We start from the raw sequence: 13,899 nt of genomic DNA on the forward strand, positions 1-13,899 counted from the left end.
GCTCCACTCCGCTCGACAATGCAGTCGACGGAGACCCCAGAGGAGCACCCGTGAGTCAAGCCACCCAGTTCGTCCGTTCACTCAAGCTGCGTCACCTTCTGGCATTCGGGCTTGCCTACCTCGCCCCGACGGCCATCTTCAACTTCTACGGCATCGCCACCGAGCTCAGCGGCGGCATGATGGCTCTGGCGTACCTCGTCACGCTGGTCGTCATGTTCTTCACGGCGTACTCGTACGCGCAGATGGTGAAGGCCTTCCCGGTCGCAGGATCCGCCTACACCTACGTGCAGAAGAGCGTGCATCCCTACCTCGGATTCGCGACAGGTTGGGTGTTCCTGCTCGACTACATGCTGCTTCCGATGATCTGTTACCTGCTGTTCGGGATCTACATGGAGGAGTACGTTCCCGCGATCCCGACGGCAATCTGGGTCGTGCTCGCCGCTGCGTTCGGTGCAGTCATGAACATTCTCGGAGCCAAGATCTCGGGCCGACTCAACATCACCGTCGTCTCGGCCCAGATCATCTTCGCTGTCGTGCTCATCGGCCTGATCGTGAACTACGTCCTGCAGGGCGGCGGTGCGGGCGGCCTCTTCGTGCCCGAGGCCCTCTACAACGCGGCCACGTTCAACTTCGGGAACGTCATGTGGGCGGCGTCGATCCTCGCCGTCTCGTTCCTCGGGTTCGATGCTGTCTCGACGCTTGCGGAGGAAACCCACGAACCGACCGTCACGATCCCGCGCGCGATCCTGATCATGTGCGTCGGTGCAGGGTTGGGCTTCGCGACGATCGCCTACTTCCTGCAGATCGCGTGGCCCAACGGGTACGCCGAGTTCGAGGACCCAGACACAGGGATCTTCGAGCTCCTGCCGCGCATCGGGGGAGAGGCACTGAACATCACGTTCTTCGTCGCTGACCAGGCCGCGAGCATCCTCTGCGCGATCGCCGCTGTCGCCGCCGTCTCACGCGTGCTCTACGGCATGGGCCGGGACGGCCTGCTCCCGAAGCGGTTCTTCGGCAAGCTCTCGCCGCGATTCGGGACCCCCGTCAACAACATCGTGCTCGTCTCAGTCGCGGCCATGGGTGCCGTGTTCTTTACCGACAACCTTCTCGGCGCGACCTCGCTCACGAGCTTCGGAGCCATCACCGGCTTCATCATGGTCAACATCGCCGTGATCAACCACTACTTCATCCGCTTGCGCCGCCGGTCGGGTGCGGATGCGATCCGGTACCTCGTTCTCCCGCTGATCGGCGTCGCCACCAATGTCGCCCTCTGGGTGAGCATCGATTCGTCGGCGAAGCTGCTCGGCATCACCTGGCTCATCATCGGAGTGATCTACCTCGGCTTCACGACGAAGGGCTTCCGCCGTCTGCCCGCGCAGATTCGTTCGGAGGATGAGGTGGGCGACGACGAGGGCACCCGCAGCCTCGAGGTCCCGAGCGCCGACCGCAGCTGAGTCCCGGTCCGGTGGTGGTGGCTCTCAGACAGTCGCCGCCGCATGGATCATGGACGCCGCCACATCCCGAAGTCGGCCGGTCTGCTTGGCGGGGAACTGGAGCACGCTCATGCTTGAGGACCCGATGGTGAGGCAGAGCATGGCGTAGCCAAGCGCCTCGCTCTCGGCGACGTCCATCTTCGGATACGTCGCTCTGATCGCGGCTGCGACTTCGGTAACAACCGTCTCGTAGCTGTCGAGCAGGCGTTCCCTGACGCGTTCGTCGTGCTGGGACCAAGCCAGGAACGCGTCGAAAACGGCATCGTCTGGACTCGCTTCGACGCCGGTGCCGAAGAGGAAGTCGAGCACTCCTGCGAGGCCAAGACCGGTGTGCGCGGCCTGCACGCGTTCGTGCATCTCTTGTGCGTACGGTTCCATCGTCGAGTTCCAGACGAGTTGGATGAGCTCGTCGCGGTTGCCGACATAGTGACGGATGTGTGCCCGACTCAGCTGAGCTTCGGAAGCTATGCGCTCCTGTGTCGCCCCCTCGACCCCGTACTTGCCGATGACTCGCTTCGCGGCCTCGACGATCTGCGGGCGTCGCTCGTGCACAAGACTCGGTCGGCCCATCTGGCCCCTCCTTCAACTTCCCACCACAGTACGAGATCGCCACCGGGAAGCAGGACGCGCTCAGACCTCGGTGTCCCTTTCGCGAGGCCACCGGATTCACGGAGATGCTCGATTGTGAGGAGGGGGGGGCAACCTCTGCTGGCTAGCTGCCCTCGATGAGCCCCAGTCGCACGAACGCGGCGTGCAGGCCGTCGTCGTCGACGGAGGACGTGACGAAGTCCGCGGCTTCCTTGGCGGCGGGCGTCGCGTTCCCCATCGCCACGCCGACACCGCAGGCGAGCAGCATCTCGAGGTCGTTGCCGCTGTCGCCGACGGCGATCGCATCCTCGATGCCGAGGCCGAGCGAGGGCAGCAGCGCCTCGATGGCCGCCGCCTTGTGCACCCCGAGCATGGAGATCTCGCCGCCGCCCGTGCCGAGACCGGGCATGGTGCCGCCGACGATCGCGTACTCGGTGCCGAGTCGAGCCTGAACCCGGTCGAACGTCGTCTGGTCGTCGCTGCTGAACACGACCTTCGCGGTCCGGTCGAGCTCCAGTGGGCCGGAGTCGATGACGTGATGCCTGAGCCCCGACTCCTCCAAGTCGGTGAACCCGAGCTGGGTCAGGATGCGCCGCATCCGCGACCGGTGCCCGACCGTCGTGTGCATGGCGTGCCGACCCTGCAGGCTGTAGTCGACGCCGAGCTCGTCGAGGGCGCGCGTAAGGGCGGTCGCCTCCGCCTCGCTGAGATGCTTGTCGACGATCCACGACCCCTTGTAGAGGACGTACGCGCCGGCGCCCGCCACCATGCCGTCGAAGCCGACCGCCTCGACCCGCGGGTCGATCTCCAGCGGGCTGCGCCCCGTCGCGAGGAACACGAGATGCCCGTTGGCCTGCGCCTCCTTGATGGCGGCGTGCGCCGACTCCGGCACCTCGCCGAGGTCCGTCGTCAGGGTGCCGTCGATGTCGAGGAACACCGCCCGTCGTGAGGTCGTCCTGGGTGCATCCACCACCGAAATCTACCCGCGCGCGGCGAGCTCTGCGCCGTACATCGCCGACGAAGGGAGGTTGTCCTTCGCGAGCGGCTGGCCGTCGGCGAGTGCCTGCGTCCAGTCGCGGGTGGTCGCGACGGCCGCGAAGTTCGACTGCAGCAGGGTCATGAGCGTGGTGTGCACCGTCTTGGCCGGGGCGAAGCCGGCGCTGTTCGCGATGTTGATGGCGCCGGTCGCATCCGAGAGCACCTCGACGGCGATCCCGTGCGCCTCCGCTTCGACCGCCGAGGCGATGATGCAGTTGTTGGTCATGAAGCCGATGAGGGTGATCGTGTCGACGTCCTGATCTCGCAGCCAGGGGAGCAGGTCCGTGTCGGCGAACACCGAGCCGTACTGCTTGACGACGCTCTTCCACTCGGGCTGCCGACGCTGCTCCACCTCTGGGTGCAGGGCGAACTCAGGCGTCGTGGGGTTGAAGACGGGCGCCTGGTCACCGGCCGTGTGCTGGACCGCCACGACCGGGACTCCAGAATCGACCACCGCGTCGATGGCGGCGGCGATGTTGGGCAGGGACTCGGCCAGCGGTGGGAACTGGATCTCGAGGGGGCCCGAGAAGTACTGCTGCTGCACGTCGACGAGGACGAGGGCTCTGCGAGGGGAGGTCATGATCTTCTGCTCCAGACGTTGGTGACGGCACGCGCCGTGCCTCCATGTTCTGCCGCCGCGACTCGTGGTGCCACTGGCAGGAATGCACGCTTACGATGAGATCACGCCAAGCAAAGGGGAACGCATGAAGATCGCGGTCTACGCCTTCGATGGGGCCTCGATGTTCCACCTCTCGGTGCCGCATCTGGTGTTCGACGAGGTCGCGCGCAGTGGCGCGGCGCCGTGGCAGACGTCCTTCTTCTCCGAGACTGCAGGTTCGGTGACGACGTCGGAGGGCTATACGCTCGGTGGCATCGAGGGGCTCGACAGTGCTCGCGACGCTGATCTCATCGTGGTGCCCTCCTGGATTCAGGATGGAGTCGCGCCGAGCCCCGCGCTCGCGGAGCTGCTCCAAGAACGTCACACGAGAGAGGTTCCTATCGTGGGCCTCTGCCTTGGCGCGAACGCGCTCGCGGACGCGGGCCTGTTGGTCGGGCGCAGCGCCGTGACGCACTGGAAGAGCACCGAGCAGCTCGCGCGGCGCCATCCGGAGATCTCGGTGGAGCCGTCCGCGCTGTACCTCGACCATGGGGACGTCATGACCTCGGCAGGCACCGCATCCGGTATCGACGCCTGCCTCCACATCGTGCGCACGCGGCTCGGGTCGGCGGTCGCGAACCGCGTCGCGCGCCACCTGGTCGTCGCGCCTCATCGGGAGGGCGGGCAGGCGCAGTACATCGAGCGGCCCGTGCCCGCCGACCCGAGTGGGGGAGCGATCGCGGCGGCCTGCGCGTTCGCGCTCGAGCACCTCGGCGAGGAGCTCAGCGTGGCGCGCCTCGCTCAAGCGGCGCACCTCAGCGAGCGCTCCTTCGTGCGCGCCTTCCGCGACGAGACAGGGGCGACGCCGGCCGCCTGGGTGCGCTCGCGTCGCCTCGACGAGGCGCGCACCCTCCTCGAGACCAGCGAGCTGTCCGTCGACCAGATCGCCGCGGCCTGCGGATTCGGGAGCCCCGTCACCCTGCGGCAGAACTTCGCGGCCGCATTCGGGAGCACCCCGTCGAGCTACCGGAAGCGGTTCGGCGAGACCCGTGTGGCATCCTCTCCGACGAGAGGCGAGGCTTGAGGCCTCCACGACGCAAACGAGGCTGACCTGCTGAGCGAGACGTTCGTCGTCGCCTGGCGACGCATCGACCGCATGCCCTCCGATCCCGAGCAGGCGCGGATGTGGCTCGGCGGTGGGGTCAGTGGACGACCCTTCCTCGAAGTGCCGTCAAGTCGCGACACCCTCGGTATCATCACGCCCGCAAGATTCACGGTGATCTGGCTCCCGCGAGACAACGCCGACCACGGTGAACTGCTCATCCCCAAGGTCCTCGAGTACCTCGGCACGCGGCACCACGCTCCGCAGGCACCTCGTGAAGGACCTCGGCATCGACCGCGCGCAGGTGGCCTTCATGGGTACTGGCGACGCGGGGTGTCCATGCGCGGGTGAGCACTCTCGCGAGGGGAGTTCTGACCTGGCGGATGCGCGAGCGGTTGCGCATACTCGAAATGACCCAGCTGAAGGAGCCCCCGATGAAGAAGCTGCTCACTATTGTCGCGAGTCTCGCCCTTGCCGTCGGCGTCGGCGCCGGTGCCAACGTTGCCGCCGCCCCATCTGCGGAAGCGGCGAGCGCATCCCAGTACGTGTGGGGTTCCAACCCGAGCTCGTGCACGCAGGCGGCGAAGTCATACATCCGCAACTGGTCGTTCGGCTACCGGTCGGCGCTCTACACGCCGTGCAAGTACGACGCCGCGCGGGGACAGTACTGGTCCAAGGTGACGCTCTACACCTGATGGCGGCCTCGGCCGTGGCGCAAGCTGCCACCCGTCGCGTGGAGTTCGGACGTGCGGGGATCGGGGCCATGGCCATTACCGCGATCGTCTCCGCAGTGGTCGTCGGCGTCGGTGCCGGGTGCTGCTCTTCGACCCTGCAGTACCTCTCAAGTCGCTGGCGATCGGCGCCAGTCCGATGCTCGTCGTCGGGATGGTGATCCTGATCCGGTTCTTCGGCCCGGGGCGCGCAACCGTCGACCTGACGCAGAGAATGCTGCACACGCGGCGCCGCACGGTGCCGTTTCGCGCCATCCGACGGATGGTCATGTTCAGCGTGCCTCGTGGCGGCGACTGGCTCGCGATGTTCGATGATTCCGGACGAGCGATTGCTCGGTTCAGCGTGACCTGGAGTGTGCGGCAGGAGATGGGGGCGGCAGAGTGGCGGGCGCTGCATGAGCTGTTCTGGCACTCGTCGGCCCCGGGGCTCGAGCGGGCGAAGGATGCGCGGCGCGCGCCCTCGAGCGAGGCCGTCAACCGCGAGGCCGCGCTGGCGCTCGTCACCGCCCACATCGCCTGGCTCGAGCAGGGGGGAGCGCCTGACGCGCGGTCGGCACCGATGCACCGTTTCGTCCGCGGTCGGTGACGCAGCGGCGCATCCACTGCGAAACGCTCCGCCCTCGCTCAGCGTGCAGCGACCGACGCACGCGCGAACTTCGTGCGGCTACGCCCCGAAGAGCTTGGACCAGAAACCAGACTTCCGCTCGGTCCAGCCGTGCTGCGCGAGCACGTCCCGCGCCGGGCGTTCGATCTCGTCGCTGTCGAACTTCCACCCAAAGGTGTGCCCGAGCTGGCAGTGGTCCGAGGCGATCGGTGCCGCGCTGCTGTTGAAGCTCTTCGACCGGATCTTGCCCTTGAACTTCGTGTGGCTGAAGCCCGCGGAGCCAGGACCGATGCTCGCCGAGGAGCTGTCCGTCTGGTTGGTGACCGTGAACGTGCCGTCTTCATGCAGGTCGATGCGCGCTTCGAAGGTGCGGTCGACACCCCCGGCAGCGAAGGGGCCAGCCCACTTGGCGTCGGCGTAGTTCCAAGTGCCCGTGACGCCGGTCGGCGTCGCGCGGAACACGTAGGGCACGTTCGCGCCGTTGAGCGCGAGGAGTGCGCCGGTCACCTGCTGGGGATGGGCGTGCATGACGTTCCTTCTGGGTCGAGGGGGCGGTGGTCAGGATGTGCGCTGCGCCGGGAAGTCGCCGACTGCGGTCGCTCGCCGACTCTGCACGATCCCAGCGATGGCGACGCCCACGGCGAGCAGCCAACCCGAGGCAGCAACCGCGCCGAGGCCGATCGTGACGGCCATGGTCGCGTCGGGACCGATGCCGGTGAGCATCTGCAGCGGAGCAAGGTACGAGCGCACGTCGCCGCTGTCCGGGGCCGTCAGGGCGATCGCGAAGAGCGCGACCCAGATGCCCACAGTGCCCCACACGTAGGCGATGCGCACGCTGCGCCGACGCGTCGCTTCGCGGTCGAAGCGCGTCAGGATGGGCGGCACGAGAAGGAGTATCGCCGTGGCCGGGCTGAAGACGATGCCGAAAAGCCCCAGCCAGCCGAGCTCGCCGGTGAACAGCATCCGCCCGAACACGGAGAAGAACGGCATCACTACCGCCAGGAACCACTGGAGCACAGCGACGACACGACCCGGCCGCGCGAAACCCATGGGGCGACGCTAGTCGAGGCGGGTCGGGGATCTGCTGATGCTGATGCGATCGCGGCGCATCTGCGAGGTCGGGCGTCACCTCTCTGCCCTATCTCAACGAGAACCTCTGCTTGATGATGGCGATGAGCGGCATCTTCGGCGCGCTAACGCTCACGGGCGTCGTCGCTCGGCGTGTCCGGTCCGCGGGTCCGCGCCCCGCTCCGGGGGCGCGGAGCAGGTTCCAGTCCTCTCGTCGTAGGTGCGGAATATGCACTCCGTGGAGCACCTGTCATCGCTGTCAGGACACTCAGCAGGGCCACGATTGGCGGCCGTGAGCCGTGCTCTGAGCTCGTCCAGCCGTGCCCGCTTTTCGTCGATCTGCCGCACGCGTTCAGCGAGGAGCGGCCGCAGTTGCTCGCGCACGTCGGTGCAGGAGTCGACCTCCAGGGAAGCGAGGTGTCTGCTGATGTCCGCGAGGGGGAGTCCGAGCTCTTTGCTCGCTTCGATGAGATCGAGTCGGTGCAGGGTGGTGGCATCGTAGTCCCGGTAACCGCTGCTGGAGCGGTGGGGTGTGACGAGGCCGATGCTCTCGTAGGAGCGCAGCGCGGTCGCGCTGATCCCGCTCCGCCTGCTGACCTCAGAGATACGCATGCCGGGAGCTTACGAGCGTGGAGCGGGCTTGACCATCGAGCGGGTCGAACGTTTACCGTCGGGTCGTGCCCATCAACCCACCTCGAACTCCAGCTCGTGACGCGCCCGCAGTCCTAGAGCGCCGCCAGATCGCCCTGTACCTCGCGGCGATTGCCGCTGGCGGCGCGCTCGGTCTCCTTGCCCCCGGGGCGCACCACCTCGAAATCGCGATCGAACCGGTGCTCGCGCTGCTGCTGTTCGCGACGTTCCTGGGCGTCCCGTTCGCGGCCATCGGCAGGTCACTTCGCGATGGGCGCTTCCTCGGGGCCGCTGGGGTCGTGAACTTCGTGATCGTGCCTCTCGTCGCATACGGACTCTCGAGGTTCGTGGCGGATGAGCCGGCCTTGCTGTTCGGGGTGCTGTTGGTGCTCCTCACGCCGTGCATCGACTACGTGATCGTGTTCGCCAGCCTCGCGGGCGGCGCAGCCGACCGACTGCTGGCGGCAGCCCCGCTGCTGATGCTCGCGCAGATGCTGCTCCTGCCGATCTACCTGCTGATCTTCCTCGGCCCGGATGGGGTGGCCGTGGTGGAGGTCGGCCCGTTCGTGCGCGCCTTCCTGCTGCTGATCGTGGTGCCACTCAGTGCCGCCGCACTCGTCCAGCTCCTCGCGAAACGACGCCGCAGCGGTCGGGTGATCGAGCGCAGCATGCTGAACCTGATGGTGCCGCTCATGATGGCGACCCTCTTCACGGTCGTCGCATCCCAAGCCGGAGCGGTTGGCGCTGCCGGGCCGCAGCTGCTCACGCTCGTGCCGATCTACGTCGCGTTCCTCGTGATCATGGTGTTCGTCGGCCTCCTGGCCGGACGAGTCTTCCGCCTCGACGTTCCCGCGACCCGAGCTCTGGCGTTCAGCGGTGCCACTCGCAACTCCCTCGTCGTGCTGCCACTCGCGCTCGCCCTGCCACCAGCGCTCGCGCTGGCTCCGGTGGTCGTCGTGACGCAAACGCTCGTCGAACTCGTGGGCATGGTCGCCCTCGTGCGCATCCTCCCCAGGACCACGCGACAACGAGACGGGGAGCAGACACCGCTGGGCTCGTTCAGCAGCTGACCGGCGCGCTCAGGCAGCAGGCTCGCAGGCCTGAGATGCTGGGGTGTGGCTCTCTACGACGCGACGTTTTCGCGGACTCCTGGCTTCGTCTCTCGGCGTTCCCTGCCACGCACCCTTGCTGCGACGGGTGCGCTCCTGCTGTGCGTAGCGGCGGTGGTGTTCGCGGTGGTGAACTTCGCCGGGTTGATGGAGTACTCGAAGGAGAGCGCTGAGGAAGCGTCGCGCCCGCGATATCAGGCGATGCGGGGGCTGGGGATTCTTCCCATCGCGATCATCATCCTCGCCGTGACCTTCGGAGTGTTCGCTGTCGGGGCGATCACTGGGTCCTGGACGCGAGTGTGGGTTCGCGAGCAGACCGGCACGCCACTCCGGAAGCGTTTCGAGGGGTACCACGCGCTCAGCCCGGACGCGTTCGAGCGGCTCCACGCGGCGTTCGCCTCCGGTGATCCGACCCGGTATGTGCCGCTGTCGGAGCAGACCCGCGGAGGTGACGGCGTCGTCTTCATCTGGACCGCCGACGCCGACCAGCTCGCGTTCGTCGGAATGACCTGGGGGAGCAGGCGGAAGACCACCTGCAACGCGCCCCTCATCGTGCTCAGCGGTCGTCCGTTCGACGACCTTGATCGTGCCCTCCGTGCGGGCCTCACGGCTCCGTGGGTCGTCGGTTAACGAGCTGACGAGTCGAACGGGCGCACCAAGCCGAGCGTCCGCCGGTCGTATGCGGGCGCCGCCAAGCTGAGCCGACGGCGATCAGTGCCAGGCCTGTGAGCTGAGCACGGCGCCGACGGTGAACGGGCGGTCCGGGACGATCGCCGACCATCGCAGCGCGCGGTGAATGCTCTGCCAGAGGATTGAATCGTGACCCGCCCCGAGAGGCCGCCCCGCCGCATCCACCGTGCTCGCGACGTATCCCTGCGTTCGACGTTCACCAGGCCACAGGCGCGAGACACGACCACCCATGACAACCGCGCGCTTCTCGAGCAGCGTCAGGCTGGTGTATCCCATGGGCACGTTCTCGAACAGGACGTCCTGACTGAAGTCGTCAGCCGTCCCGCACCGGGTAACCCCGCGTCCGGTCTCCACGAACAGGAGTGTCTCGTCGTGGTCGGTGTCGAAGACCGATGGATGGTCCCACAGCCAGGTCGCGTGTCCGGCAGGTTCGTGATCGATGTTGGGCACTTCGACGGCCTTGTCCCACCACGAGCTGGAATCGACGATCATCGGAACGTTCAGGCTCTTCACGAGGCGTGATCATACGGGCTCAGCTGCTGCACGAATAGAGGAGACTCGACTCCTGGCATCCGCAGCGGAAGTGCTCCGACATCTGGATGGGAACCGAGCCGAGTTCGCGTGGCTCACGCGCATCGCGACGCTCCCACCGGGCACGGCAAGAGCCGCACCCATTCTCGATCCAGGTCAGCGCTGGACCACGAAAACGTCGGTCAGGCAGCACAAGCGCCTCCGTCGCACAATGTTCTCGGTCGGTGGGAGTCTACGAGGACATCGCCGTGATGCTCCGACTAGGCAATCACTCGCGCAAGGCGGCCGTGCCGACTGAGGTGGTCCTCGACCGGCCTTCGTTCAGCACGAAGTCGACGTCGTAGGGCCAGGCCGGCAAGCCCGCATCTCCTTGCGCTGGCGAGCTGGAGGCCAGGCGCAGAATGCGCTTCTTCAGTCCACTGCTCACCATCGCAACATTATGACGGAGAGAACTCGCCAGCACCCTGTTTCGCAAAACCCATGGGTTTTGCGACAAGAAGGTTTTGAGACATGCCGGCTGCCGGAACCGCCCCCGGTGCCGATCTCGCAGACAAGAGTTCCTCGGGGACAGCTCGGCATCAACTGGCGGCCACCGTGTCTCGGACTGCCAATAGTTGTTGACACGCGGATAGCCGCTTCCCGCCCAAGGAGATTAGAGCGTCCTCCTTCGAAGGGTGTTTAGGCATCGCGACGGAGCGTCTGTTGTCTTGCGATCCTCTCTGCCACCAGTACGCAACCAATGATCACGGTTCCTGTAATGAGCAGGGGTGGCGTAGTGAGTTCTGTCTGCGCGAGAAGGGCCGTGGGCGTCCAGCTTGCTGTTGCGCCCACTTGGTTGAGGAGGGGCAGCGCGAGGAGCAGGACCACGGACACTGCAAGAGTTGCCGCGGTTCGGCGGAAGACGGTCATGAGCAGATAGCCGATGCTCATGGCCATCGCGAGATACAACGATGAGGAAACCCAGACTGTTGCGATGAGCGTCGGGGACAGCGGCCCGATGACCGCAGTGGTGACGATGCCAGCACACGCGAGGCCAAGGGTGTAGCTCGCCACCGCCGCGAGCCCGTCGACCCCAAGGCGGGGCACGGTCAGGTATGAGAGCGTTCGTACGCGAGTGCGGTAGAAGATTGACGAGCCGGGTCTCGTGTCCCACGTCAGCGACGTGATCGCGGTGGCAACGGACAGGATGAGGCCGAGTTGCATGGCACTCTGGTTGTAGAGCGCGATCCCGTCGGCTGGGGTGGCTGCTGAAGCGGTCATGCTGATCTGTTCGGTATTGGCAGCTGCGCTGAAGATCTCCTGCATATGGGTTGCGAGCACTGGTGCCGACAGGCCGAAGAACATGAACGCGACGATCAGACCCAGCAGGAGCCCCGACCGCGTGAGGCGGCGGATCTCAGTGTTTGCGGAGGCAAGAATGGTCTGTCTCATGAGCGGGTACCTCCGATGATCCGAGCGAATGCGGCGTCCAGATCTCGATCCTGGAGTGAAACCTCGAGGAGTGGCGCGGGCAGCTCGGCGATCAGTCGAGGGAGCTCGGTGTCCGCTTGTACAAAGCTCGGGAACTGCACCCGACAGATCGCGTCGGTGAGGAACCGGATGTGCGCCGTCGGGAATCGTGAGCGGAGTGCCTCTTCCGATGTGCGCGTTTGCTCTGTGGTGAGCGCTGAGGTCAGCCGGATGTTCCAGGTGGGACTGGCGGCGCGTGTGAGCAGCTGCGCCGTCGTTCCGGACGAGACCAGGCGCCCCTCGTTCAGGACTACCACTTGGTCAGCGAGGTGTTCCACTTCGCTGAGTAGGTGGCTGGAGAGGAGTATGCACCGGTGCTTTCGTTGCTCCTCAAGCACAGCTCGGATGTCCGCACGGCCGATGGGGTCGAGCGCGCTGTTGGGTTCGTCGAGGATGAGCACGTCAGGATCCAGCACCAGCGCAGACGCCAGACCGAGGCGCTGGAGCATCCCTCGAGAGAAGTCCGCGACACGGCGTGCCTCAACCTTCTTCAACCCGCAGAGCCGCAGGGCTTCCCGCGGCGCGATGCTGCTGCGTGCACCGGACATCAACGCGGAGTTTTCGACCACTTCGCGGGCCGTGAGCCACGACTCGAACTCGGGGACATCGGGGCAGTACGCCGTTCGCGTCCCGGGTGGCGACACGACTTGTCCGGAATCGGGGGAGGCGAGCCCCGCGATGATGGTGAAAAGGACAGTTTTGCCAGCCCCGTTCGGACCTATGACGGCGGTGACACCCTGACTGTTCGCCTGGAACGTGAGGTCGCGGATCCCCGTGCCGTTGGAGAAGATGCGCGTGATGCGATCGACCTGGAGCGCGACGTTGTTGGTGTTCACCGGAGGTCCTCGTCGCTCAGAGGGGCTTCCGAAGTACGGCCGAGAATGAAGTAGGCGATGGCGCCAAACGGGATCACGACGATCGCGATCAGCCCCCAAACCGGTTTGGGCAGATATCGCACCTCGGGGCGCCGAATCAGATCGACGAGACACCAGCCAAGAAGCAGGATCAAGAGGACAAGAAGCGGGAGGAGCGGGACGGCCAGGTCGAAGTCGAGATTCATGGGGTGTCCATTCTGGGGAGACGTGGTCAGCTGCCGAGGATGCGGGTACTTCGAAAGCCGCGCGCTATGAGGTGAACCGTGAGCAAGCTGGCTGCCAGGGCGCCGAGGAACATCGCCCCGAGGGCGGGGAGGGCCAGATCCGGGAGAAGCACTATGGCAGGGAGGCCAAGCAGGGAGGGGGCGATCGCAAGAAGTCGTATCGGGCCACCATTCATGCCAGCCCGCGATTCGAGACTGCGCGGGTGGAAGAGAGCGCCGAACAGGGTGACGGCCGAAGACCATAATCCCAACGAGAGCGGGAGGACAATGAGCGCAAGCACGAAGGGGAGCGTCACATCCACCACCGTCGAGGTGACAATCAGCGAAGCGGCGGTCGTCGCCGCGAATGCGAGCGTCGCTGCGAGCCACGACACGGCAGCAAGGACGCAGCCGGCAGCGAGGTAGGACAGGAATAGGTCCCGACGCGGCAAGGGCCCTGCCAGCAACACTTCGATCCCACCGCCCTGCACGTCGTCTGCGACGACACCGGGCAACGTCAACGTCGCGATGATCGAGACAAGGGATCCCAGGAGAATGGGCGTCAGCGAGAACACGAAGGAAGCCACGGGAAGAACTGCCCCCGCGGAATCTCGCACCGTCGCCAACTCGGCCAGTCCAGCAGGTATCAAGCCGTCCGCCCCGGACAACGCATTCGCTCCCGGCCCAACTAGGCACGTTAGAAAACCCACCCCAGCCCCGATACCGATCGAGAACAAGAGCAGCGCGGCTCCTTGCTGTATCCAAGCCCGCTGAGTGAACGCGCGGATCGCGAGCGAGCGACGCACCCTTCGCCCCGTCACGCGGCAACCTGCAGATGCCGCAGGATGGTCTGCTCGCTGACAGCGAATCCATCACCGCCGAGCTCCACGATCGAACGACCTCGCACGACCAGGAATCGATCGGCGAGCGCCAACGCCTCGGGCACGCTGTGCGTGGAGTACAGCACAGTTCGCGTCTCTCCCCAAGAACGAAGAAGTGAGCGGACCTGGGAAGCGAATAGAGGATCGAGCCCGGTCAGCGGTTCGTCGAGCACCACGAACTCTGGATCGCTCATGCTCATACGCGCAAGCTCGACACGCTGACACTGTCCGCGGCTCAGGGACGCCACC

General features: G+C 66.1%; 18 protein-coding genes. 6 read left to right on the forward strand and 12 right to left on the reverse strand.

The features are described from left to right. The first annotated feature begins 50 nt into the window (after positions 1-50). Positions 51-1,454: an APC family permease gene (locus C5C17_RS03385; RefSeq protein ID WP_181028468.1), complete on the forward strand. Its 1,404-nt coding sequence runs from the start codon at positions 51-53 to the stop codon at positions 1,452-1,454. 24 nt (positions 1,455-1,478) lie between these two features. Here C5C17_RS03385 and C5C17_RS03390 read toward each other — a convergent pair whose 3' ends face one another. The 3 genes from C5C17_RS03390 to C5C17_RS03400 all read right to left on the reverse strand — a co-directional run bounded on the left by C5C17_RS03390 (position 1,479) and on the right by C5C17_RS03400 (position 3,699). Further along, on the reverse strand, positions 1,479-2,063 hold the full coding sequence (locus C5C17_RS03390; protein ID WP_104251974.1) for a TetR/AcrR family transcriptional regulator: 585 nt from the start codon (positions 2,061-2,063) through the stop codon (positions 1,479-1,481). 142 nt (positions 2,064-2,205) lie between these two features. Next, positions 2,206-3,051, reverse strand: coding sequence for an HAD family hydrolase (locus C5C17_RS03395; protein ID WP_181028469.1), 846 nt, complete (start codon positions 3,049-3,051; stop codon positions 2,206-2,208). Positions 3,052-3,060: 9 nt separating this feature from the next. Next, positions 3,061-3,699, reverse strand: coding sequence for an isochorismatase family protein (locus tag C5C17_RS03400; protein WP_104251976.1), 639 nt, complete (start codon positions 3,697-3,699; stop codon positions 3,061-3,063). A 124-nt stretch (positions 3,700-3,823) separates the two neighbouring features. Between C5C17_RS03400 and C5C17_RS03405 the strand changes: the two genes are divergently transcribed. The 3 genes from C5C17_RS03405 to C5C17_RS03420 all read left to right on the forward strand — a co-directional run bounded on the left by C5C17_RS03405 (position 3,824) and on the right by C5C17_RS03420 (position 6,136). Next, positions 3,824-4,801 (forward strand): GlxA family transcriptional regulator, encoded by a 978-nt coding sequence (locus C5C17_RS03405; RefSeq protein ID WP_104251977.1) that lies wholly within the window; start codon positions 3,824-3,826, stop codon positions 4,799-4,801. A gap of 452 nt (positions 4,802-5,253) precedes the next feature. Further along, the gene (locus C5C17_RS03415) at positions 5,254-5,514 is read left to right on the forward strand and encodes a hypothetical protein (RefSeq protein WP_104251978.1); all 261 of its coding nucleotides are present in this window, start codon (positions 5,254-5,256) and stop codon (positions 5,512-5,514) included. Between the two features lie 118 nt (positions 5,515-5,632). Further along, positions 5,633-6,136 (forward strand): hypothetical protein, encoded by a 504-nt coding sequence (locus C5C17_RS03420; protein WP_104251979.1) that lies wholly within the window; start codon positions 5,633-5,635, stop codon positions 6,134-6,136. Positions 6,137-6,214: 78 nt separating this feature from the next. Here the strand turns inward: C5C17_RS03420 and C5C17_RS03425 are convergent, their stop codons facing one another. The 3 genes from C5C17_RS03425 to C5C17_RS03435 form a co-directional block, all read right to left on the reverse strand. Next, complete coding sequence (locus C5C17_RS03425) at positions 6,215-6,682, reverse strand: hypothetical protein (RefSeq protein WP_104251980.1); 468 nt, start codon at positions 6,680-6,682, stop codon at positions 6,215-6,217. 30 nt (positions 6,683-6,712) lie between these two features. Next, on the reverse strand, positions 6,713-7,204 hold the full coding sequence (locus tag C5C17_RS03430) for a hypothetical protein (protein ID WP_146079062.1): 492 nt from the start codon (positions 7,202-7,204) through the stop codon (positions 6,713-6,715). 150 nt (positions 7,205-7,354) lie between these two features. Then, a complete protein-coding gene (locus C5C17_RS03435; RefSeq protein ID WP_104251982.1) occupies positions 7,355-7,834 on the reverse strand; it encodes a MerR family transcriptional regulator in 480 nt (159 codons plus the stop codon). Positions 7,835-7,899: 65 nt separating this feature from the next. On the opposite strand from C5C17_RS03435, the gene C5C17_RS03440 reads away from it, so the two are divergent. Together C5C17_RS03440 and C5C17_RS03445 are read left to right on the forward strand one after the other, a co-directional pair. Further along, the gene (locus tag C5C17_RS03440) at positions 7,900-8,922 is read left to right on the forward strand and encodes an arsenic resistance protein (protein ID WP_104251983.1); all 1,023 of its coding nucleotides are present in this window, start codon (positions 7,900-7,902) and stop codon (positions 8,920-8,922) included. A gap of 165 nt (positions 8,923-9,087) precedes the next feature. Continuing rightward, positions 9,088-9,591: a hypothetical protein gene (locus C5C17_RS03445; protein ID WP_181028470.1), complete on the forward strand. Its 504-nt coding sequence runs from the start codon at positions 9,088-9,090 to the stop codon at positions 9,589-9,591. A gap of 81 nt (positions 9,592-9,672) precedes the next feature. Here the strand turns inward: C5C17_RS03445 and C5C17_RS03450 are convergent, their stop codons facing one another. The 6 genes from C5C17_RS03450 to C5C17_RS03475 form a co-directional block, all read right to left on the reverse strand. After that, a complete protein-coding gene (locus tag C5C17_RS03450; protein WP_146079064.1) occupies positions 9,673-10,164 on the reverse strand; it encodes a hypothetical protein in 492 nt (163 codons plus the stop codon). 696 nt (positions 10,165-10,860) lie between these two features. Next, the gene (locus C5C17_RS03455) at positions 10,861-11,613 is read right to left on the reverse strand and encodes an ABC transporter (RefSeq protein WP_104251986.1); all 753 of its coding nucleotides are present in this window, start codon (positions 11,611-11,613) and stop codon (positions 10,861-10,863) included. Continuing rightward, complete coding sequence (locus C5C17_RS03460; protein WP_104251987.1) at positions 11,610-12,527, reverse strand: ABC transporter ATP-binding protein; 918 nt, start codon at positions 12,525-12,527, stop codon at positions 11,610-11,612. The genes C5C17_RS03455 and C5C17_RS03460 overlap by 4 nt, the downstream gene beginning before the upstream one ends. Further along, positions 12,524-12,751 carry a PLDc N-terminal domain-containing protein gene (locus tag C5C17_RS03465; RefSeq protein ID WP_104251988.1) on the reverse strand — a complete coding sequence of 76 codons (228 nt, stop codon included), beginning with the start codon at positions 12,749-12,751 and terminating at the stop codon, positions 12,524-12,526. The genes C5C17_RS03460 and C5C17_RS03465 overlap by 4 nt, the downstream gene beginning before the upstream one ends. Before the next feature lie 26 nt (positions 12,752-12,777). Next, complete coding sequence (locus C5C17_RS03470; RefSeq protein ID WP_146079065.1) at positions 12,778-13,356, reverse strand: hypothetical protein; 579 nt, start codon at positions 13,354-13,356, stop codon at positions 12,778-12,780. 230 nt (positions 13,357-13,586) lie between these two features. Then, positions 13,587-13,898: an ATP-binding cassette domain-containing protein gene (locus C5C17_RS03475; RefSeq protein WP_258065871.1), complete on the reverse strand. Its 312-nt coding sequence runs from the start codon at positions 13,896-13,898 to the stop codon at positions 13,587-13,589. Position 13,899: the final 1 nt, after the last annotated feature.

This window comes from Pseudoclavibacter sp. RFBA6 (assembly GCF_002931575.1).
In the GTDB taxonomy this organism is placed as follows: Bacteria; Actinomycetota; Actinomycetes; order Actinomycetales; family Microbacteriaceae; genus Pseudoclavibacter; species Pseudoclavibacter terrae.